The organism is Burkholderia sp. BCC0405 (genome assembly GCF_902833075.1).
Classification (GTDB): domain Bacteria; phylum Pseudomonadota; class Gammaproteobacteria; order Burkholderiales; family Burkholderiaceae; genus Burkholderia.
Map to the genome: position 1 here is coordinate 49380 of NZ_CADFEO010000031.1, position 21146 is coordinate 70525.

The window sequence follows — 21146 nt, forward strand, 5'->3', positions numbered from 1 at the left end:
ATCGTTACGGTTGCAGCGAATAACCCATCCCGCGATGCGTGCGGATCGGGTCGCGCTCGGGGTCGATCGCGCGCAGCTTCGCGCGCAACGTCTTGATGTGCGTGTCGACCGTGCGGTCGGCCGAATCGAAGGCCTCGTGCCACACGAGGTCCATCAACTGTTCGCGCGAATAGATGCGCCCCGGATGGCGGACCAGCAGCGCCAGCAGCCCGAATTCGTAGCGCGTGAGGTCGAGTGCGTGGCCGAGCCACGACACGCGCGCGCCGTCGGCGTCGAGTGTGAAACCCGGTGCGATGGCCGCAGCCGGCGCGGGTGCGGGTGCGGGTGCCGTTTCGGGTGCGGCCGTCCGGTAGAAACGCCGCAGGATCACGCGCACCCGCGCCGCCAGCTCGCGCGGCGAAAACGGCTTGACCACGTAATCGTCGGCGCCGATTTCGAGCCCGACGATCCGGTCGATTTCATCGTGCCGTGCAGTGAGGAAAATCACCGGCACGTCGGAGAACGTGCGCAGCCGCCGGCACACCTCGAAGCCGCTGAGATCCGGCAGGCCGACGTCGAGCACCACGAGATCGAAGCGCGTGTCGCGCAGGTGGTCGAGCGCCGCCTGCCCGAGCGTGCAATGGACGGTCTGCATGCCGTCGGTGCCGAGGGCGTAGATGATCGTGTCCGCGATCGCCACTTCATCTTCGACGATCAGGATATTGGGCTGATGCATGGTCTCAGGCTGGGCTCGCGCGTTTCCGGTGCGACATTGTACGCACGACCGGCCGCGGCACGAGCCCCTGCGCGCCGCGCTACGCCACGCGGCCCGTCACCGGAATCGACGCGCCGGTGATCGCCTGCGCGTCGGCCGACAGCAGGAAGCCGATCGTCGCGGCGATCTGTTCCGGCCGCACCCAGCGCGTGAAATCCGCGTCCGGCATGTCCGCGCGGTTCTGCGGCGTATCGATGATGCTCGGCAGGATCGCGTTCACCGTCACGCCGCGGTCGAGCAGTTCGGCCGCCAGCGCCTCGGTGAGCCGCGCGACGCCGGCCTTCGCGGCCGCGTACGCGCCCATCCCCGCGCCGGCCTTGAACGCCGCGCCCGCGCCGATGTTGACGATGCGCCCGGACGGGTTCGCCAGCAGGTGCGGCAGCGCGGCCTTCGACGCGTTCAGCGCGGTCTTCACGTTCAGTTCGTACATGCGGTCCCACGTGGCGGCGTCGCCGTCGGCGATCGTCTGCCACACGAACGCGCCCGCGATGTTCAGCAGCGCATCGACCCGGCCGAATTCGCGCTGCACGGTATCGAGCGCCTGCACGGCGGCCTGCGGATCGACGAGATCGATGCCGCCGATGCGCAGCGCGTCGGCCGGCACGCCGGGCAGCGCCTGCGCCGTCGGGGCGGCGCCGCGGCCGATCAGCGCGACGCGTGCGCCGCGCTCGCCGAGCCACGCGGCCGTCGCGACGCCGAGATGGCCGAATCCGCCGGTGATCGCGACTGCCTTGCCTTTGAAATCGTGTTCCATCGATGTTTTCTCCTGGATCGAGGGTTGCTTGATGATGCGGGTTGCATGGGTCGTGCCGGCCATGGCTTGCGTGCGCGACCGGCAATGCGCCACAGCGTAGCGCCGTTCACGCATCCGTGCGCGCGGCGACGAGGCTGCGGCGGCGCAGTTCCTCCGTCGTTTCGCCCTGGTTGTCCGGGCGCCAGCCCGGCGGCAGCAGCACGAAGCGGATCGCGGTCCACACGTCGCGGGCCGTGGCGATGTCGCGGGCCAGGCTCGCCCAGTGCTCGAGCTCGACGACGAACGGATTGCGCGAGCGGGTCGGTGTGACGAGACCGAAACGGCACGGCTCGTCGGCGCGCTCGGCGACATAGGTGCCGAACAGCCGGTCGAACACGACCAGCACGCCGCCGTAGTTCGCATCGAGATAGTCGAGGTTCGACGCGTGGTGCACGCGGTGCGCGGACGGCGTGTTGAACACGTATTCGAGCCAGCCGAGCTTCGGCATCCACGTGTTGTGCAGCCAGAACTGGTACATCAGGTTGAACGACAGGATCGCGAGCACGGCCTCCGGACGCACGCCGAGCCACACGAGCGGCGTGAAGAACATCGCGGCGCCGGCGATCTTGCCGGTCCAGCCGAGGCGAAATGCGGACGACAGCGTCAACTGGTTCGGCGAATGATGCACCGCATGGGTCGACCAGAAGAACCGCACGCGGTGCGACGCACGGTGATACCAGTAGTAGCAGAACTCCTGGCCGACGAACACGAGCAGCGCGAGCGCTGCGCTGTGGAGCGGGATCGTGAAGAGCCGGTGCGCCCACGCGAGGTCGAACAGGGGCGTGGCGAGCGACAGCGGCACCAGCGCGAGCAGCTTGCGACCCGCGAGATCGGCGAGCGACAGCCACACCTCGTTCCAGTCGAACGGTTCGGGCCCGCGGGCGCGGCGCCAGGTGAGCACGGCCGCCTCGACGAGCGAGACGGCGACGATGAAGAGCGTGACGTAGTACGCGAGCTTTCCTGTAGTGGTGAGCATGATGGGCCTTTCCTTCGGTTGAGTCGGACGCGTCGTCGGCTGCACGGGCTGCCGTCGCGTCGAATGGAACGCACTGTAGTGGGCGCGGTACGGAAAGGCCACGCGGGAAGTATGTCGCCGTATGTCGCGGGGAAAGGCGTTCGGGTGGTGCGAGGGCCTGTTCACGCTAATAACGCACGTTCCCCTGTTTGGAAAAAATCATTCGTGGGGCTGGCCCCCAGCAGGGCCGATCGCCGCGTCATGCGCCTCGCGAATACGTCGAGTATTCGCTTCGTCGCGATCCTTGCGCTCGGCCCTGCTGGGGCCAGCGCAAGCCCGTTATTTGCGTGAACAGACCCTTGGCGGACGCTTGCGGGCTGGCGCCGGGCCGGTTGGTGGCTGCGCGTATGTGTGTCCGGCGGGAAATATGTCGCCGCATGTCGCCGCGACATGCTTTCGCGCCGCGCACGACACGTTCCGCCCCCGTGCCACGGCACCTGCCCTCACGCAACCGGGTCGCCGCCAGCCTTGCCCGGCGCGGCATGCCCGCGATCCGCGTGGCCGGCTTGCACATTCGTCGTACTTCGAAACGGCACGACACGTGTAACACCGCGACATCTTTTATGACGCGACGAGCGCGGGTCGTCGCCTCTAAAGTTCGTCCCGTCGCCACGCCGCTGCGTGCCCCGAAACGAACCGCAAGGACACCCTATGAAACCCCGCTTCCTCGTCACCACCGCCGCCCTCGCCCTCGCCTGCGCACCGGCCTTCGCCGGCTGGACCGGCCATGGCACCGCGTACACGCCGCGCGGCACCTACAACGGCGCGCATGCCGGCTCGTGCGGCGGCGGCAGCTGCTCGCATGCGGGTGGCGTGATCGGCCCCGGTGGCGGTATCGCGACCAACACGGGCACCGTCACGCGCACCGCGCCCGGCCAGTTCTCGAACAGCGGCACGGCCGTCGGCCCGAACGGGCGCTCGGTCGAGCACAGCGGCGACACGAGCTGCGCGGACGGCACCTGCTCGCACACCGGTTCGCTGACGGGCTCGGACGGCCGCAGCGCGACGACGTCGGGCAACGTGACGCGCAACGGCCCGGGCCAGTACTCGTCGAGCGGCACGATCACGGGTTCGAACGGCAACACGGCCAGCCACACGGCATCGACGAATTGCTCAGGCTCGACCTGCTCGCGCTCGGGCACCGTGACGGGCACCGACGGCGGAACCGTCACGCATTCCGGCAGCGCGACGCGCGTGGCGCCGGGTGTCGTGACGACGTCGGGCGGCTCGACGGTCGTACACGGCGGCACGGTCTCGACCGGTGGCACGACCGTGATCCACGGCAGCACGACCGCAGGCGGCGCGGTCGTCGTGGCCGGCGGGACGGTGCCCGTCCCGATGCCGGTGCCCGTCGTGGCGCCCCCGCCTGCGGCGGTGGTCGTGACGGCCCCGCCGCCCGTCACCACCGTCGCCGTCGCGGCACCGGCGCCTGCGCCGGCCGCCGTCGTGGTCACGCCCCCGCCGCCCGTGCCCGCCGCCGTCATCGTCACGCCGCCGCCCCCGCCGAAGGCCGTCGTCGTGACTCCCGCGCCGCGCGTCGTCTACGTCGCACCGCCGCCGCCGAAGGTCCTGTACCTCGCGCCGCCGCTGCCGCGCGCCGTGTACGTCGCCCCACGCGCCGTGTATGTCGCTCACCCGCCGCGAGCCGTCGTCTGGGTGCCCGCCCACTGGGTTGGCCGCGTGTGGGTGCCTGCGCACTGGGCGTAACCCGGCGCCCCTTTGCTTTGCTTCGTTTCGTTTTCCATCCGCTTCATCAACCACCCGGCCGGCGCAGACCGTCGGCCACACAAGGAGAAACCCCATGAAGTCCATCAAGAAGCTGATTGCCGTCGTCGTTTTGTGTATCGTCTCAGCAGCAGCGTCGGCCCAGCAGGTGCCGCCTGGCGCGGCGAACGGCGGTGCACGCGTCGAACGTGCGCTGATGCAGTTGCAGACCCGCTTCGCCAGCGCCAACACGACGCACGACGGCAAGCTCACCCGCGAGCAGGCCGCCGCGGCCATGCCGATGGTCGCGCAGCATTTCGACGAAATCGATACGCAGCACAACGGCTACGTCACGCTCGAGCAGCTCGCGGGTTTCATGCGCCAGCGCATGGCGGCCCGTTGAACCCGCACGGCAATCCGGCCGCGCACGCACCGGGAGGCAAGCGATGGAACAGTCCTGCAGGATCGTCGTGCTCGACGACGAAGCCGAGCTGCGCAACATGCTGCAGCGCTTCCTGACCGGCCACGGCTTCCAGGTTCGCGCGGTCGCCGACGGCAAGCGGCTCGACCGCCTGCTGCAGCGCGAACCGTACGACCTGCTGGTGCTCGATCTGATGATGGAGCCCGAGGACGGCCTGAGCGTGTGCCGCCGCCTGCGCGCCGAAGGCCAGACGCTGCCGATCCTGATGCTCACCGCGAAAGGCGACGCCGCGGACAAGGTCGTCGGCCTCGAGACGGGCGCCGACGACTACCTGGCGAAGCCGTTTCTCCCCGACGAACTCGTGGCCCGCGTCCGCGCACTGCTGCGGCGGCAGAAGATGGCGGCCGGCGAGCCGACGGTCACGTCGCAGCGGTTGCGTTTCGGCGCATTCACGTTCGACGTCGGCCAGCAGACACTGATGCGCGACGGCACGCCCGTCGAGATCCATTCGGCGCAGATGCTGCTGTTGCACGCGCTCGGCTCGTCGCCGAACCGCGCGGTGAGCCGCGAGAACCTGCTCGCCCGCGCACGCGGCCGTGACCATGCCGCACTCGACCGCAGCGTCGACGTGCAGATCCTGCGGCTGCGCCAGATCGTCGAGGACGATCCCGGCAAGCCGCGCTTCATCAAGACCGTCTGGGGCATCGGCTACATGCTGGTGGCCGGCATCGAGCCGTGATGCGCATCCCGCTGCCGCGCTCGCTGCTCGCGCGCAACATCGCGCTGCTGGTGGCGCTCGTCGCGCTGTCGCTCGCCTGTTCGCTCACCGTGCTGCTGCACTACGTGCAGCGCCCGCGCATCGAGCGGGCGTCGATCGTCTTTTCCGACTACGTGCAGTTGCTCGACCGCACGCTCGCCAGCCTGCCGCCCGACGCCGGCCGCGCGGTCATCGCGCAGTTCGGCGGCCAGGCCACGCTGCCGCCCGCCGCGCCGCCGCAAGCACCGAACCTGGCGGCCTTCTTTCGCACCTGGCAGCGCGACGTGTTCATGCAGGCGCTCGAACGCCACCTGCCGCCCGACCTCCCGGCGCGCTGGCAATCGGGCGACGACGAGCGCCTGTGGATCCGCCTGCATGTGAGCGGTTCGCCTGTCTGGGTGCCGCTGCCGATGGCCGCCGACGCGCAAGCGAGCGGCATCACGACGGCGCTCGTGCTGTCGGTCGGGCTGGCGCTGCTCGCGGCGCTGACCGGCTACCTGATCCAGCTCCACCTGAACCGGCCGCTCGACGCCCTGGCGCGCGCGGCGCAGCGCGTCAGCGCGGGCGAGCGCCCGCCGCCGCTGCCCACCGACGGCCCGACCGAAATCGCCGACGTGAGCCGCGCGTTCAACCAGATGGCCGACGCGCTGCAACAGGCGGAAGCGACCCGCTCGCTGATGCTGGCCGGCGTGTCGCACGACATCCGCACGCCGCTCACCAAGCTGCGCCTGGCGATCGCGATGGCGCTGCCGCGCGGCACGCACGACGCGCTCACCGCATCGTCCGAGCATTACCTGGACCAGATCGATACGATCCTGCAGCAATTCATGGACTACGCGGGCAGCGGCGAGCGCGAAACGCCGCAAACCGGCGACCTGAACGCGCTGATCGGCCAGCTCGTCGCGGATTTCGCGGGGCTCGGCCACGCATTCGACTTCGACGAAGGCGAGGTGCCGGCGTTCGCATTCCGTCCGATCAGCGTGATGCGGCTACTGATGAACCTGATGCAGAACGCGGTCGTCTACGGCCGGACGGGCCTCGGCGTGCGCACGTGGGCCGAACGCGGCATCGCGTATGCGGTGGTCAGCGATCGCGGTAGCGGCATCGGCGCGGCCGAACTCGAACGACTCAAGGCGCCGTTCAGCCGAGGCGCGAACGCGCGCAGCCATGCGGGCGGCACGGGCCTCGGCCTCGCGATCGTCGAGCGGATCGCCCGCCAGCACGGCGGCTCGCTCACGTTCCGCGACCGCGACGGCGGCGGGGTGGAGGCCGTCGTCGCGTTGCCGCTCGATGCGTCGGCGGCGGTGCGGCGGTCGTTGTCGGCTTGACGGGCTGGCTGTGTGGGGACCTGCTTGCTTGCCTGTCCGCCTGTCCGCCTGTTCGCCTGTTCGCCTGTTCGCCTGTTCGCCTGTTCGCCTGTTCGCCTGTTCGCCTGTTCGCCTGACTGCCTGACTGACTACTGGCTGACTGCCTGCCTGACGGCTCGCCCGTTCGTTCGCCGGTCGGCATGGCGGCCTGCCTGCCGTGCATGTCCGCACACAGCGGCACGTGACATGCGCCGACATAATTCCTGCGTGGCGCATCGCGCCCGGCCTCCGCATACTTGCGCCTGCGTGTTGCGCAACGGCATGAAACCTCTCCCCAGCCAGCGATCACGCCCCGCTTCCGATCGTTCGCGTTCCTGAATGCCGCGACAGTATCGGCAACTTCATCCAGGCCACGGAGATCGACATGTTTTCTTCCCTTCACGCACTTGCTGCCCATGCCAAACGTCTGACCAGTGTCGCGCTGATCGCCGGCACACTCGCGATGACCGGCTGCGCATCGACCGCGACCACGCCCATGAGCGCCGCGCCGGCAGCCCGCACGCAGCCGCAGGTTCGCGCGGACGTCATCTATGTGTCCCCGTTCGACGTGGACACGACCGACGTCAAGGTCGACGGCGGGATGATCGGCAAGATCGCGACCCTCGCGAGCGGTTCGTCCGCCGACGCGCAGCGCCAGCAGAGCGCGCTGAAGACCCGCGAGCAACTCGCCGACGCCCTCGTTCGCGAACTTCAGTCGCAAGGCATTCCCGCGCTGCGCGGCCCGGTGCCCGACGGACGCGACGCGCTGGTCGTCGAAGGCCGGTTCGAGTCGATCGACGCCGGCAATCGCCGCCGCCGCACGCTGATCGGGCTCGGCGCGGGCAAGAGCGAAGTGAAGGCATCGGTCACCGTGCTGTTCCAGCCGGCGCATGGCGCACCGCAGCCGCTCGGCACGTTCTCGTCCAGCGCGAACAGCGGCCACCTGCCCGGCATGGTGGAAACCGCCGGGGTCGGCGCGGCGGCCGGCCGCCTCGCGACGTCGGCAGCGGTCGGCGCCGGCCTGCATGGCGTGTCGGAAGTGAAGCACGACACGGTGGCGTCCGACACGGACCGCCTCGCGCGTTCGATCGCGAAGCAACTCGCGACGCAGAACGCGGCGAATGCGTGGCTGCCGACCGGGTCGGCAAGCTGACGCACCGGGCTGCCCGCCTGCGAGGCCCGGCGGGCGGGCACGCACGCGGGCGGCCGGGCATAATGCGCGAGGCCGCTCCGGCGCCCCGTGCCGCGAACGTGCCGCGACCGTGCCGTGCCACCCGACAGCCGGCGCCGCTCCCGTCCCGAATCCTGAACCTCAACCCGTCAATTCCATGCAAGTACTCGTCGTAGGAACCGGCAAGCTGGCCAGCGAGTTGCTCGACGCACACCGGCTCGACCCGGCAACCTGTCGCGTGATCCCCTGGTCCGACAGCGCGCGCAACGATGCGCAGCGTAGCGACGCCCGAACGATCGTCGTGCATGCCGGCTCCGGCCGCGAACTCCCCGCCGCGATCGCGTTCTGCGAGGCCACCGGATCGCCGCTCGTCGAGCTATCGACCGGCTCCGAGCTCGAAACCGGCTCGCACGCTTTCCCGGTCGTGCTGTGTCCGAACACGAACATCCTGATGCTCAAGTTCATGAGCATGCTGGAAACCAGCGGCCACCTGTTTCACGACTGCCGGATCAGCCTGACGGAGTCGCACCAGGCCGGCAAGACGTCCGTCCCCGGCACGGCCGTCGGGATCGGCCAGTCGCTCGGCGTGCGGCCGGAAGATATCCGCTCCGTGCGCGACCCGAAAGAGCAGCGCAGCGAATTCGCGGTCGCCGACGATCAGCTCGGCCGCCACGCGATTCACCGGATCCGCATCGACGACGGTGCGTGCAGCCTGCAGTTCGAATCGCGCGTGGTGGGTGCGACACCTTACGCGGACGGTGTGTCGCGCATCGTCGACGCCGTTCGGCAGAACGATCTCGAGCACCGCCGCTATTCGATCGTCGAGTTCATCCGCAACGGCTGGCTGTAGTCGCGGCGATACACGGCGCGCGGCACCCGCGCGCCGCGTCGCAGACGTTTTTTACGCAACGCAAGAAGCGGTTCGGTGCCGATTTCCGTGGATGTCGTCGACCGCCCGACCGGCGACATCCGGGCTGCCCTGAATCTCACCGACCGGCACCTGGCGCCTCGCATGGCCGGTTGTCAGGATCACGCCGGCCGGCTTCGCCGCCACGGCGGTCGCGAAATTCGACGCGCAATCGCCCTTCCGCATTCGCTGGTAAGTTATCGGCCGAGGCTCATTCGCCGAGATGGGGTGCGAGTCGCAGCCAACGTCGGCGCCCGAACCGCTACCCTCGACATCCCCCCGACAGGAGTGCAACCGATGACCCGCCCCGATTTCATCAAGCACTGGACCGAGCTCGAAGAACCGGAAGCGCATTGCTATCGCGGCGATACCGAGCCGATGGCGCTGGATGCGCCGCTGTCCGCCAAGCTCGGCATCACGCGTATCGGCATTCATCACGTGAGGCTTCTGCCGGGCCGGCGAACCTCCTACCCGCATGCCGAAAGCACCGAGCAGGAGTTTGTGTACGTGCTCGAAGGCAAGCCCGACGTCTGGATCGACGGCGTGCTTTACCCCGTTGCCGAAGGCGATTCCGTCGCGTTTCCAGCGGGCACCGGCATCTGCCACACCTTCATCAACAACACGAAGGACGAAGTCAGGCTGATGGCGATCGGTGAACGTCCGCGCGACGACAACCGCATCCGCTACCCGATGAACGAGGCGTATGAGCTGACGCGCGCGGACCGCTGGGTGGACTGGCCCGACAGGCCGCTCGGGGACCATGACGGGATGCCGGATTGACGCACGCGACGAGGCTCCCGACGGGACACGCCGAGCCCGCTGCGCGAACTCGCAGCAGACCGCCGGCGCCGCCCGGTTCCACCGGTCAATGCCCGCTCCACCGTCACTCACCGCCAAGCACCGCCCCGCTCTCGGGCAACGTCGCTCCGCCATCGACGACGATCGTCTGCCCCGTGATGTATGCGGCATCCGCCGAGGCGAGAAACAGCATCGCGTTCGCGATATCTTCCGGCTCGCCCATCCGTGCGAGCGGAATGTCGCGCGCGATCTGCGCCGCAACCGACGCGTCGCCGAGATTGCCGGCCGCCGGTGTGCGGATCATGCCCGGCTCGACGCCGTTGACCGTCACGTTGCGGCGCGCGAGCTCCAGCGCCGCCGCACGAATGAAGCCATTCACGCCGGCCTTCGACGCCGCGTAATGCGCGAGCCCCGGATACACGACGCGCGGCCCCGTCACCGACGACGTGACGAGCAGCCGCCCCGCCCCCGCGCGCTCGAACCCCGGCAACGCGGCCTGCGCGAGCCAGAACAGCGCCGACAGGTTGACCGACAGCGTCCGGTCGAGTGTCGGCTCGTCGATCTGCGTGAACGGCGTCAGCGGAAAATATGCGGCATTGTGGACGACGACATCGAGCCGGCCGCCGTCGCGCTCGACCGCCGCGACCAGCGCGCCCAGTTCATCGCGGCTGGCGGCATCCACGCGATAGGCGCGCGCCTCGCCGCCCGTGCTCGCGAGCGCATCGGCCTGCGCGGCGGCGGCCTCGCCGTTCAGGTCGGCAAGCGCGACGAACGCGCCGGATTCCGCGAATCGGCGTGCGATCGCCGCGCCGATCCCCTGCGCGGCGCCCGTGACGAGCACGACGCGCCCGCTGAAATCCGCGCGCAAGCGGCCGCTGCCCGGCACGGCATTCATCGCTGCGCCTCGCCGCCGAGCGGATGCACGGTGTCGTTCAGCACCTGCGCGTAGGCGCCGATCGGGAAGTTCGACAGCGTGCCGAAATCGCCACCCTGGTAGCCGAAGATCTTGCCGTCGGTCTTGCGCTGCGCGAGGTCGATCAGCACGACGCCGAGCGTGGGCACCACCTTTTCGCGCCACACGAACAGATACAGTTCATCTGCAATCCTGAAGTAATGGCAGCGGTCGACGTCGGCCAGCCCGCCTTCGACACCCTGCAGGCACTGCCACGCGTAGAAATTCTCGTTCAGGTAGATGTGCTCGTAGCATTCGGTCGGGCTGTAGCGATACATCGTCCGCTTGCCGATCAGCTCGCGCGTGGGCCCGTGCAGCGGCCCCGGCTGCGTGTGGCCGCCGAGCGTGCCGTGCCGGAACCCTGCCTCGACGCCCGTCAGCGGCAGCCCGCGCGCCACCCGTGTGAACGCGTCGATGCGCGTGTCGGCTTCGGTCGGCAGCGCGCCGACGACCGACGTCCATACCCCGTTGTCGAGATCGATCACAAGACTGACCGACGTCGCGCGGGCGGCCGAATCGATGTAGTCGACGAAGTACAGCCCGTCGCGCAGCCGCGTCACGCGGCACGGCTCGCGGCCGCCCGTGTCGGTCGCCGCGTCGCGCCACTGCAGCGCGCCGGGCTCGAAGGTATAGACGCGCCACGCGCCGGATGCGTCGCCAAGCACAAGCGTGCGCCCGGCGAGCGCGTCGACGGATGCGAGGATGTTCGCGCCTGGCGCGAAGCCGTCCGCGAGCGCGCCAACCTGAATGAATACCGGATCCTGTCGTTCCACCTGCCGTCTCCCGTGCAGCCTCAGGCCCGGCGGGCCGTTTACGCTGCTCATGTGCACATGGTGCGGGCTGCGCGCGCCGCGCGGTATCGGCCAAAAGGATGAAGGGCGCACGGCGCCGGAACGCGCTAAAGTGCACGAAATCCGCGCCGCGACCGGCGCGAGGAGCGCACATGCACCGCGTCACCCATTACCGACGGACCGGCGAAGGCATCGAGGCAATCAGCCTCGAATCCGATCGTGCGTTTCCGCGCCACGCGCACGACGAATTCGGGGTCGGCGTGATCGTCAGCGGCGCGCACCGGTCGTGGAGCGGCCGCGGGCAGGTCGACGCACTGGCCGGCGACGCGATCATGGTCAACCCGGGCGAGATGCACGACGGCTCGCCGATCGAGGCCGGCACGGGCCGGCGCTGGCGGATGCTGTACCTCGCGCCCGCGCTGGTCGCGGGCGTCGCGGCGGAAGAAGGGCTCGGCGGGGTCGAACTGGCGCACCCGGCCGTGCGCGATGCGCGGCTCGCGGCCGCCGTCGGCCGGCTGCATGCACGTATCGTCGCGGGGGAATCCCCGCCGCTCGCCCGCGACGAAGCACTCGTGATGCTCGTCGCCGGGCTGCTCGCCCGGCACGCGAGCCGCACGCTGCCGCCGGCGGGCGTCGCACCGGCGATCCGCATCGCCCGGGAACGGCTCGACGCGGCGCCGGCCGCCCCCGTTTCGCTCGCCGAGCTGGCCGGCCTGAGCGGCGTCAGCCGCTTCCAGCTGCTGCGCGGGTTTGCCCGCGAACTCGGCATCACGCCGCACGCCTACCTGATCCAGTCGCGTGCGCGGTTGGCGCGCGCGCTGCTCGCCAGCGGCCTGCCGATCGCCGATGCCGCGGCCGAAGCCGGCTTTGCCGACCAGAGCCACCTGACACGTGCGTTCGCGCGCCAGTTCGGGATCACGCCGGGGCGATTCACGCAGGCCGTCTGACGGCGCCGCCATCCCGCGGCACGCGCCGCCAGGCACACCGGCCTTGAAGGCAGCGGCCACATCGACGGCGGCGGCGACTGCCGCACGCCCCCTCGGCACAAGCATGCCGAGTTGCGCGCGCCGTATTCGACACACCGCCCGCACGCTGCAATTTCGTTCAAGACGCGCACGGCCGCCGTACGCGACGATGCGTCGCATGAAGACACGACTGATTGGCTATCTCTATCTCGCCGCCGCGATGGCGGGCGTCGGCAGCACCGTCATCGCGAGCCGCCTCGCGGCGGACGGCCTGCCGCCGTTCGCGGCCACGGCGCTGCGCTTCCTGATCGCGACGCCGCTGCTGTTCGCGCTGATGCGTGCGCAGCGAATGCGCTGGCCGCGCATCTCCACGCGCGACGCCGTACTGCTCGTCATCCAGGCGGCGGCGGGCGGTGTCGGTTATACGGTGCTGCTGATCTGCGGCACGAAGCTGTCGTCGCCGCTCGATGCGGGTGTGATGCTCGGCACGCTGCCCGCGATGTCGACGCTGATCGCGGCCGTCGTGCTGCGCGAGCGGCAGACGCCGCGTGACTGGGTGGCCGCCGCGCTCGCAACGGCCGGTGTGCTGTTCGTCACGTTCGCGCCCGGTCAGGCGCTGCCGTCGCTCCGCACGCTTGCCGGCGATGCGCTGGTGCTGGCCGCGGTCGCGTGCGAAGCCGTATTCATCCTGCTCAACCGGCGGCTTGCCGCACCGTTGCCGCCGCTGGCGCTGTCCACCGCGATGTCCGGCCTCGGCTTCGTGCTCGCCCTCGTACCAGCCGCGTTCGAATGGCACGCGGTGGCGAGCGGCTGGACCGTGGGCGCCGTGTCGGCGATCGCCTACTACGCGCTGGTGCCGACCGTGCTCGGCTACCTGTGCTGGTATGCGGGTTCGGCGCGCACGAGCGGCACCGAGGCCGCGCTGTTCACGGCTGTCGCGCCGGTTTCGGCGGTGCTGTTCGCGGTCGCACTGCTCGGCGAAACGCTCAACGGCACGCGGATCGCGGGCATCGCGCTCGTCGTCGCCGGCATGCTCGTCGGCGCGACGCGGCGGCGCGAACCGCGAGCCGAAACACGCGATACGCACCCGGCGAATCCGGCGCATCCGGCGCATCCGGCGCATCCGGCGCACCCGGCGCACCCGGCGCATCCGGGTCGGCCGGGCAGCCGCGCGCCCGCCGCGCAGGCCGCCGCCGACTGACTCGCGCGCATCGCGTCGCGGCGGAAGCCGCGCGGCTCCGCGCCGCCCAGGGCCTGTTCACGCAAAGAATGCACGTTTCCCTGTTTGGAAAAAATCATTCGTGGGGCTGGCCCAAGCCCGTTATTAGCGTGAACAGGCCCTGGCTTGTCGATCCTCGCGGTCGCGCCAAGCAGCTGGCGACTGCAGGAATGTGTCCGCGCACCGCAAAACCGTTGCGCACCACCCCGCAAGATGCAATATTCGCGTGGCCGGGATCCTTGACAACCATCGAACGACAATCCGCCACGCAATGAACAGGAAGGAAGCCAAAACAAGAATCGCGGTGCTGCTGTCCGCGGGAACGAGGAAGGCCGACGCACTGGCCGAACTGTCCGGCCAGGGACTCAAGGATCGGGTGCTCGCGCACCTGATCGCGTCGCGCCCCGATCCCGAACGCTGCCGCAGGAACAAGCTGCACATCCGGATCCTGGTCGCGCTCGGCATCGCCCAGCTCGCGATCAGCCTCGTGCTCGCGTACTACTTCTTCGCAACGGGCGCCCCCAACGGCCTCGTGCTGGGGTTCCTTGCGCTGACCGTCCCGCTGTCGCTGCTGTTCATCTGGGGCTTTGCGACCCATCGTGTCGGCGCGTACCACGCGTTCATCCTGCTGTCGCTGCTGCAGTTGCCGAAGACCATCGCCGAGCTCGGACGCGACCCGTCGACCGCGCTGCCGAGCCTCGCGATCACGGTCCTGCTGGTGGGCTATGTCTGGTTCGTCCGCAACCGCCTGTTCCCCGACTACGGCTGGCTTACGCCGCGCAAGGTCGAAGGCCGTTACACGTTCGTCGAGCACGCCTGACGCCGCCGGCATCGCGCGTCGGCCGCAAAAAAAGCGCCGGGCCGCCCCGCAATCGCGGGACAGCCCGGCGCTTTCTGCATTCCGGAACCGGTCGGCTTACTTGGCCTTTTCAGCCGTATCGCTGATCGCCTGACCGCCCTTCGAAATGTCCTGTCCCATGCCGGCGACCGTGTTGCAACCGGCGAGCGCGGCGGTCACCACCAGCAGCATTGCAGCAATCGTACGCGTCATTCTCATTCTCCTTGGAATCAACAAGCCCGACGGGCGAATCGTTTGCGGCGTGGCGCCCGGCTAGATGCAGGGCACGGGGCCTGACCTGATTATACGGAGACAGCCGCCGCGCGCCAGTCCGAACCCGCCGCATGTCACACAGGCGAACCGCCAGTTCGCGCAGATTTTCCTTGACTTCAACGCCCCAGGAAATAATATACGCACCGCGTATATTTTTCGTCAGGAGCCGCCGATGACCGTTCCCCAGCAAGCCTTCCTCCGCGACGCCATGCGCCGCCTCAACATGACGCGTGAAGCGTTCGCCAATCGCATCGGCGTCAGCCGGCGCGCGCTGGACACCTGGCTGCTGCCTGACGACTCGCAGGAATCGCGCGGGATGCCCGAGATCGTCGAGCGCTTCGTGTCGGAGATCGTCGAGCGCTCGGTACCGGAAGGCGGCATCTATACGCAAAGCGTAGATAACCAGGGGCTCGCCAAGCAGTTCTTTTTCGAAGGCAAGCCGCAACTGCTGTCGGTCGACCAGTTCTCGCGGGAATCGGTCGAAGCGCTGTTTCGCGTGGCCGACGTGATGCAGCCGATCGCGCGCCGCCACAAGATTTCGCGCGTGCTGGAAGGCGCGGTGCTCGGCAACCTGTTCTTCGAGGCCAGCACGCGTACGCGCGTGTCGTTCGGCGCCGCCTTCTGCCGGCTCGGCGGTTCGGTGTGCGACACGACGGGCTTCACGTTCTCGTCGATGGCCAAGGGCGAATCGATCTACGACACGAGCCGCGTGATGGCCGGCTACGTCGACGCACTCGTGATCCGCCATCCGGAGAAAGGCTCGGTGGCCGAGTTCGCGCGCGCGACCAACCTGCCCGTGATCAACGGCGGCGACGGCCCCGGCGAGCACCCGAGCCAGGCGCTGCTCGATCTCTATACGATCCAGCGCGAGTTCTCGCGGCTCGGCAAGATCGTCGACGGCGCGCACATCGCGCTGGTCGGCGACCTCAAATACGGCCGCACCGTGCACTCGCTCGTCAAGCTGCTCGCGCTGTACCGCGGGCTCAAGTTCACGCTCGTGTCGCCGCCGACGCTCGAGATGCCGGCCTACATCGTCGATCAGATCGCGACGAATGGCCATGTGATCGAGCAGACGACCGACCTCGCGGCCGGCCTGCGCGGCGCGGACGTCGTGTATGCGACGCGGATCCAGAAGGAGCGCTTTACCGACGAGTCGTTCGAAGGCTACACACCGGATTTCCAGATCAACCAGGCGCTCGTCGATGCGGTGTGCAAACCGGACACGCTGATCATGCACCCGCTGCCGCGCGACAGCCGGCCCGGCGCGAACGACCTGTCGGTCGACCTGAACCGCGACCCGCGCCTCGCGATCTTCCGCCAGACCGACAACGGCATTCCGGTGCGGATGGCGATCTTCGCGGTACTGCTCGGCGTCGAGAACCTCGTCCAGCATTCGATGCGCGACGCGACGTGGCGCCCGCCGGCGTACCTCGGCCCGGAGGACGCGGTGTTTCACGGGGTCGATTGAGACCGAGTGATCGAGGCGCTGCCGGTCGGGCGCCTCCGGCTGGGCGTCTCGCCCAACAAAAAGCGCGCCGCTTGCCCGACGCGCTTTCTTTTTTCATGTGCGCCGAACGATTTGGCGACCGACGATTACGCCGCCCACGGATCGATCACCCGAAGCCCCATCGCCTCGAACGGCGCGACGTCGCGCGTCGCGACGATCAAGCCGTTCGCCTCCGCGGTCGCGGCAATGTAGCCGTCGGCCGGCGCAATCGCGTTGCCCGCGGCGCGGGCCCGCGCGCGAATGCTCGCGTACGCTTTGCTTGCCGCATCGTCGAACGGCAGGATCCGGCTTCGAAACACCGGCATGACACGATGCTCGATGCTTTGATGCAGCCAGTCCCGCCTGCGCCCTGCCGGCAACATCGCGACACCGAACCGCATTTCGGCGAGGCTGATCGCGGCCAGAAACAGTGTTTCAACGTTCTGGGCGTCGAGCCACGCGATGACGGCCGCGCTCGGCTCACGCCGCAGCGGCTCGGAAATGACGTTGGTATCAACAAGGATCATTCGAAGCTCATCGGATCGGTTGGCGTCTTGTCGCGCGGGACGTCGAGATCGACGCCGCCTGCCTCCCGCCCGATTTCCGCCAGCAGCGTGCCAAGCTTGAGACGCCCACCCGGCAGAACGGCCTGCTCGAGGATGTCACGCACCTCGGCTTCGGTGCTGCGCCCATGCTGGGCCGCGCGGATCCGAAGGGCACGATGGACCTCGTCGGGCAAATTTCGAACGGTGATCACCGGCATGATGCACTCCATTAATATGCTTCCAATGCAGTCATATTAGCATTTTGCTGTCACATGGATTGCACCACGACGCGATCACTCTAACCCGCCCGCCGGGCCCGCCACACTCGGCCATTCGGCCGTCTCCCACGCCTCAACCGCGCCATAACCACCCCGCAACATTCGTCAACAATCTCCTTACAAATACAAACAAGAACGCTTCTCATTCACCTAAAAATTACATAGAATGCCTCCTGAAAACAAATCGTAATAATTCCCGGCGGCATGCACATTTCCGCAACGCACCGCCCCCGGGGCCACACCGCGAGGTCGAAGCGCACCATGAAGTCACGTCCCGACGAGCTGAAGCTCGGCAAATTCACCACCCTGTGCGGCGTGCTCGCCGCGAGCCCGGCGTTCGCGGCGGACGGCACGCCGCCGCCCGCCCCCGCCGGCACCGAAGGCCATCTCGCACCGATCGAGGTCCAAGGCAAGGCCGAGCACAGCTACAAGGCCGACTTCTCCGCTTCCGCGAAATTCACCGCGCCGCTCGTCGACACGCCGAAATCCGTCACCGTGATCCCGCAGGAACTGATCCAGAACAGCGGCGCGTCGACGCTGACCGAAGCGCTGCGCACCGTGCCGGGCATCACGTTCGGCGCCGGCGAAGGCGGCAACCCGCTCGGCGATCGTCCGTTCATCCGCGGCTACGACACGCAGGGCAGCATGTTCGTCGACGGCATGCGCGACACGGGCGCCACGACCCGCGAGATCTTCAACACCGAGCGCATCGAAATCACCAAGGGTTCCGACGGCGCGTACGGCGGCCGCGGCGGCGCGGGTGGCAGCATCAACCTGATCACGAAGGCCCCGCACCTCGGCACCACCGCCGCCGCGAGCGCGGGCCTCGGCACCGACCGCTATCGCCGCTTCACCGCCGACGGCAACTGGCAGTTCGCCGATCACGCTGCGTTCCGCCTGAACCTGATGAGCCACAACAACGACGTCGCCGGCCGCGACGCGGTCAACAACGAGCGCTGGGGCGTCGCGCCGTCGATCGCGTTCGGCCTCGGCACGCCGACGCGCGTCGTCGCCAGCTACTACCACCTGTCCACCGACGACCTGCCGGACGGCGGCATCCCGTACTACTACGGCTTCAATCTCCCGAAAGGCGTCGCCACCGACGGCCCGGCGCCCGTCGACCGCCACAACTTCTACGGCCTGACCGACCGCGACTTCCGCAAGACGACGTCGGACATCAGCACGCTCAGGATCGAACACGACATCACGTCGTCGCTAACGATCCGCAACACCACGCGCTACACGGAATCGACGCAGGACTACATCTGGACGCAGCCCGACGACAGCCAGGGCAACGTGGTCAACGGCAAGGTCTGGCGGCGCGCGAACACCCGCAACAGCGCGATCAACAGCATCGCGAACCAGACCGAGCTGTTCGGCGAATTCCGCACCGGCCCGTTCAAGCACAGCTTCACGACCGGCATCGAGCTGTCGCGCGAATGGGGCAAGCGCGACACGTACAACGTCGCCGCCGCGAACGGCAAGATCTGCCAGAACGGCATCGGCGCGGCGTCGGGCTACAACTGCACGAGCCTGTGGTCGCCGAACCCCAATGACCCGTGGGCCGGCTCGATCACGCGCAACAACGACTATTCGCGTGCCCGCACCGTGACGAAGTCGATCTACGGCTTCGACACGATCGAGATCACGCCGCGCTGGCAAGTCAACGGCGGCGTACGCATCGACGACTACTCGACCCGCTTCACCGACACCAGGACCAACGGCGGCAAGACCACCACGCGTGACGACACCCTCGTGAACTGGCAGGCCGGCCTCGTGTTCAAGCCCGCGCGGAACGGCAGTATCTACGCGTCGTACGCGACGTCGTCGACGCCGGCCGGGATGATGCTCGGCGAAGGCAGCGAAACGCAGTCGCTCACGCCGGGCCGCGGCGGCGTCGGCTCGAACGCCGATCAGATGGCGCCCGAAAAGAACCGCAGCCTCGAGCTCGGCACGAAGTGGAACGTGCTGAACGACAAGCTCGCACTGACCGCCGCGCTGTTCCAGATCGACACGACGAACGCGCGCGTGACGCTGCCGAACAACCAGTATGCGATGGTCGGCAACAAGCGCGTGCAGGGGCTCGAACTCGGCGTCGCAGGCCAGATCACGAAGCAATGGCAGCTGTTCGGCGGCTATACGTACATGAAAAGCGAACTGCGCGACAACGGCAAGGACACGGCGAACAACGGCAACCAGTTCCCGAACACGCCGAAGCACAGCTTCACGATGTGGTCGAACTACGACGTGACGCCGAAGTTCACCGTCGGCGGCGGTGCGTTCTACATGTCGCAGGTATTCGGCGATACCGCGAACCAGCACGCGGTGCCGTCGTACTGGCGCTTCGATGCGATGGCGCAGTACCGGATCAACAAGAAGCTCGACCTGCAGCTGAACGTGAACAACCTGTTCAACCGCACCTACTTCGACCAGGCGTATCCGGCGCACTACGCGTCGATCGCACCGGGCCGCTCGGCGTTCGTCACGCTGAACGCGCGCTACTGATCGATGGAGGCCGTGTCGCTGAAGGCGCTCGCGTCGGTTTCGCCGCGCGAGTTCGCCGACATCCTGGCCGGGCCGCCCGAGCGCGCCGCCGCGTGGGTCGCGGCGGCGGCCGACCACGGCATCGTCGACGCACAGGCCGTCTACGGGCAATACCTGCTCGACGGGCATGGCGTCGCGCGCGATCCGGCGGCCGCGTTCAACTGGTTCCGGCACGCCGCGCGCGCCGGCCACGCGATGGCGATGAACATGCTCGGCCGCTGCTACGAATTCGGCTGGGGCACGGCCACGTGCGCGCCGGTCGCCGTGTACTGGTACCGGCTCGCCGCGCAGGCGGGGCTCGACTGGGGCATGTACAACTACGCGACGGCGCTCGCGCTCGGCAACGGCATCGACGAGAATCGCGCCGATGCGCTCGCCTGGTTCCAGCGCGCGGCCGCGCTGGGCCATGCGAAATCGATCAACCTGATCGGCGGCTTTTACGAGGACGGCTGGGTCGTACCGGTCGATCGCGACGCCGCGTTCGACCACTATCGCCGCGCCGCCGTGGCCGGTGATTTCCGCGGCCAGTTCAACCTTGCGCGGCTGCTCGCCGAGCGCGGGCACATCGACGAAGCGCTCGCGTGGCTCGCGCGCGTGCCGGCCACCGCTACCCCCGCATTCGTCGCGAAGATGCACGCGTATCTCGCGTCGTCGCCGATCGACGCGTTTCGCGCGGCGGCGCCGCAGATGCAACCGGAACTGCAACCGCACTGCATGGAATCCGCATCATGATGCTTCATATCCCCGGCGTACTGACGAAAGCGCAGGTCGCGCAATGTCGCGAACGGCTCGATGCGGCCGAATGGGTCGACGGCAATGCGACGTCCGGCACGCAGTCGGCGCTCGCGAAACGCAACCGGCAATTGCCGGAAGGCTCGCCGGCCGCACGCGCGGTGGGCGACGCGATCCAGGACGCGCTCGCACGCAATCCGCTGTTCTTTTCGGCGGCGCTGCCGCTCAAGGTATTTCCGCCGCTGTTCAATCGCTACGAAGACGGCGAGACGTTCGGCACGCATGTCGACAACGCGATCCGGCTGCTGCGCGGCACGGATTTCCGCGTGCGCAGCGATCTGTCGGCGACGCTGTTTCTCGAAGAACCCGATGCGTACGACGGCGGCGAGCTGTGTGTCGACGATACGTACGGCACGCATCGCGCGAAGCTGCCGGCGGGCGACCTCGTGCTGTATCCGGCATCGAGCCTGCATCACGTGACGCCCGTGACGCGCGGCGAGCGCGTCGCGTCGTTCTTCTGGATCCAGAGCATGGTGCGCGACGATGGAGACCGCACGCTGCTGTTTCAGTTGGATACGCAGATTCAGGCGCTCTCCGCCGAGAAGGGCGCGAAGGATCCGATGGTCATTTCATTGACGGGGATTTACCACAACCTGTTGCGGAAGTGGGCGGATGCGTAGCGTGATGCAGGAGTCTGTCGTAGAGGCGTGAGGGTAATCCCCCCGTTTTCCACGGGGTTCAGAAATAGAAACTAAGCGGCCATGGCCAACCGCTGCTTTGGCGTAAATCCGCCCAGGGCCATGTTCGGGCGGTCATGATTGTAAGTCCACATCCAATCGGTCGCGAAGCGCTGCACG

22 protein-coding genes and 1 pseudogene are annotated in these 21146 nt (G+C 68.4%); 14 read left to right on the forward strand and 9 right to left on the reverse strand.

Annotation, left to right across the window (positions count from 1 at the left end; genetic code table 11):
• Positions 1–4: 4 nt before the first annotated feature.
• The 3 genes from creB to HWX36_RS34255 all read right to left on the reverse strand — a co-directional run bounded on the left by creB (position 5) and on the right by HWX36_RS34255 (position 2523).
• Positions 5–715, reverse strand: a complete 711-nt coding sequence (creB, locus tag HWX36_RS34245) for a two-component system response regulator CreB (protein ID WP_175958183.1) — start codon at positions 713–715, stop codon at positions 5–7.
• A gap of 79 nt (positions 716–794) precedes the next feature.
• Positions 795–1508, reverse strand: a complete 714-nt coding sequence (locus HWX36_RS34250; RefSeq protein WP_175958184.1) for an SDR family NAD(P)-dependent oxidoreductase — start codon at positions 1506–1508, stop codon at positions 795–797.
• Positions 1509–1614: 106 nt separating this feature from the next.
• Entirely contained in the window at positions 1615–2523 is a 909-nt protein-coding gene (locus HWX36_RS34255) for a sterol desaturase family protein (RefSeq protein ID WP_175958185.1), read from the reverse strand.
• Positions 2524–3213: 690 nt separating this feature from the next.
• Between HWX36_RS34255 and HWX36_RS34260 the strand changes: the two genes are divergently transcribed.
• The 7 genes from HWX36_RS34260 (at position 3214) to HWX36_RS34290 (ending at position 9648) form a co-directional block, all read left to right on the forward strand.
• Positions 3214–4269, forward strand: a complete 1056-nt coding sequence (locus HWX36_RS34260) for a hypothetical protein (RefSeq protein WP_175958186.1) — start codon at positions 3214–3216, stop codon at positions 4267–4269.
• Between the two features lie 94 nt (positions 4270–4363).
• Complete coding sequence (locus HWX36_RS34265; protein WP_175958187.1) at positions 4364–4669, forward strand: EF-hand domain-containing protein; 306 nt, start codon at positions 4364–4366, stop codon at positions 4667–4669.
• 43 nt (positions 4670–4712) lie between these two features.
• Positions 4713–5426 carry a response regulator gene (locus tag HWX36_RS34270; RefSeq protein ID WP_034198023.1) on the forward strand — a complete coding sequence of 238 codons (714 nt, stop codon included), beginning with the start codon at positions 4713–4715 and terminating at the stop codon, positions 5424–5426.
• Positions 5426–6772, forward strand: a complete 1347-nt coding sequence (locus HWX36_RS34275; RefSeq protein WP_175958188.1) for an ATP-binding protein — start codon at positions 5426–5428, stop codon at positions 6770–6772. Before HWX36_RS34270 ends, HWX36_RS34275 begins: the two co-directional genes overlap by 1 nt.
• Before the next feature lie 403 nt (positions 6773–7175).
• Positions 7176–7943 carry a DUF4410 domain-containing protein gene (locus HWX36_RS34280; RefSeq protein ID WP_175958189.1) on the forward strand — a complete coding sequence of 256 codons (768 nt, stop codon included), beginning with the start codon at positions 7176–7178 and terminating at the stop codon, positions 7941–7943.
• 175 nt (positions 7944–8118) lie between these two features.
• The gene (locus HWX36_RS34285; protein ID WP_175958190.1) at positions 8119–8811 is read left to right on the forward strand and encodes a dihydrodipicolinate reductase; all 693 of its coding nucleotides are present in this window, start codon (positions 8119–8121) and stop codon (positions 8809–8811) included.
• 354 nt (positions 8812–9165) lie between these two features.
• The gene (locus tag HWX36_RS34290; RefSeq protein ID WP_175958203.1) at positions 9166–9648 is read left to right on the forward strand and encodes a cupin domain-containing protein; all 483 of its coding nucleotides are present in this window, start codon (positions 9166–9168) and stop codon (positions 9646–9648) included.
• Between the two features lie 103 nt (positions 9649–9751).
• Here HWX36_RS34290 and HWX36_RS34295 read toward each other — a convergent pair whose 3' ends face one another.
• Both HWX36_RS34295 and HWX36_RS34300 read right to left on the reverse strand, forming a co-directional pair.
• Entirely contained in the window at positions 9752–10561 is an 810-nt protein-coding gene (locus tag HWX36_RS34295) for an SDR family oxidoreductase (RefSeq protein ID WP_175958191.1), read from the reverse strand.
• A complete protein-coding gene (locus HWX36_RS34300; RefSeq protein WP_175958192.1) occupies positions 10558–11391 on the reverse strand; it encodes a molybdenum cofactor biosynthesis F family protein in 834 nt (277 codons plus the stop codon). The genes HWX36_RS34295 and HWX36_RS34300 overlap by 4 nt, the downstream gene beginning before the upstream one ends.
• Before the next feature lie 170 nt (positions 11392–11561).
• Between HWX36_RS34300 and HWX36_RS34305 the strand changes: the two genes are divergently transcribed.
• The 3 genes from HWX36_RS34305 (at position 11562) to HWX36_RS34315 (ending at position 14413) form a co-directional block, all read left to right on the forward strand.
• Positions 11562–12356, forward strand: coding sequence for an AraC family transcriptional regulator (locus HWX36_RS34305; protein ID WP_175958193.1), 795 nt, complete (start codon positions 11562–11564; stop codon positions 12354–12356).
• 196 nt (positions 12357–12552) lie between these two features.
• On the forward strand, positions 12553–13575 hold the full coding sequence (locus HWX36_RS34310) for a DMT family transporter (RefSeq protein WP_244136600.1): 1023 nt from the start codon (positions 12553–12555) through the stop codon (positions 13573–13575).
• A gap of 289 nt (positions 13576–13864) precedes the next feature.
• Positions 13865–14413, forward strand: a complete 549-nt coding sequence (locus HWX36_RS34315; RefSeq protein ID WP_175958195.1) for a permease — start codon at positions 13865–13867, stop codon at positions 14411–14413.
• 96 nt (positions 14414–14509) lie between these two features.
• On the opposite strand, the gene HWX36_RS34320 is transcribed toward HWX36_RS34315, so the two are convergent.
• A complete protein-coding gene (locus HWX36_RS34320; RefSeq protein WP_009688930.1) occupies positions 14510–14644 on the reverse strand; it encodes an entericidin A/B family lipoprotein in 135 nt (44 codons plus the stop codon).
• A gap of 232 nt (positions 14645–14876) precedes the next feature.
• On the opposite strand from HWX36_RS34320, the gene HWX36_RS34325 reads away from it, so the two are divergent.
• The gene (locus HWX36_RS34325; protein WP_175958196.1) at positions 14877–16172 is read left to right on the forward strand and encodes an aspartate carbamoyltransferase; all 1296 of its coding nucleotides are present in this window, start codon (positions 14877–14879) and stop codon (positions 16170–16172) included.
• 125 nt (positions 16173–16297) lie between these two features.
• Here HWX36_RS34325 and HWX36_RS34330 read toward each other — a convergent pair whose 3' ends face one another.
• Together HWX36_RS34330 and HWX36_RS34335 are read right to left on the reverse strand one after the other, a co-directional pair.
• Complete coding sequence (locus HWX36_RS34330; protein ID WP_175958197.1) at positions 16298–16717, reverse strand: type II toxin-antitoxin system VapC family toxin; 420 nt, start codon at positions 16715–16717, stop codon at positions 16298–16300.
• A complete protein-coding gene (locus tag HWX36_RS34335) occupies positions 16714–16953 on the reverse strand; it encodes an Arc family DNA-binding protein (RefSeq protein WP_175958198.1) in 240 nt (79 codons plus the stop codon). Before HWX36_RS34335 ends, HWX36_RS34330 begins: the two co-directional genes overlap by 4 nt.
• A gap of 321 nt (positions 16954–17274) precedes the next feature.
• Here HWX36_RS34335 and HWX36_RS34340 point away from each other — a divergent pair, with 321 nt between their 5' ends.
• Genes HWX36_RS34340 through HWX36_RS34350 form a run of 3 tightly spaced genes read left to right on the forward strand, consistent with a single transcriptional unit; the run spans position 17275 to position 20969 of the window.
• On the forward strand, positions 17275–19518 hold the full coding sequence (locus HWX36_RS34340; protein ID WP_175958199.1) for a TonB-dependent siderophore receptor: 2244 nt from the start codon (positions 17275–17277) through the stop codon (positions 19516–19518).
• A 3-nt stretch (positions 19519–19521) separates the two neighbouring features.
• A complete protein-coding gene (locus HWX36_RS34345) occupies positions 19522–20289 on the forward strand; it encodes a tetratricopeptide repeat protein (protein WP_175958200.1) in 768 nt (255 codons plus the stop codon).
• Positions 20286–20969 (forward strand): Fe2+-dependent dioxygenase, encoded by a 684-nt coding sequence (locus HWX36_RS34350; protein ID WP_175958201.1) that lies wholly within the window; start codon positions 20286–20288, stop codon positions 20967–20969. Before HWX36_RS34345 ends, HWX36_RS34350 begins: the two co-directional genes overlap by 4 nt.
• 71 nt (positions 20970–21040) lie before the next feature.
• On the opposite strand, the pseudogene HWX36_RS36860 reads toward HWX36_RS34350, so the two are convergent.
• A pseudogene (locus HWX36_RS36860) lies at positions 21041–21146 on the reverse strand (IS3 family transposase); the annotation flags it as partial.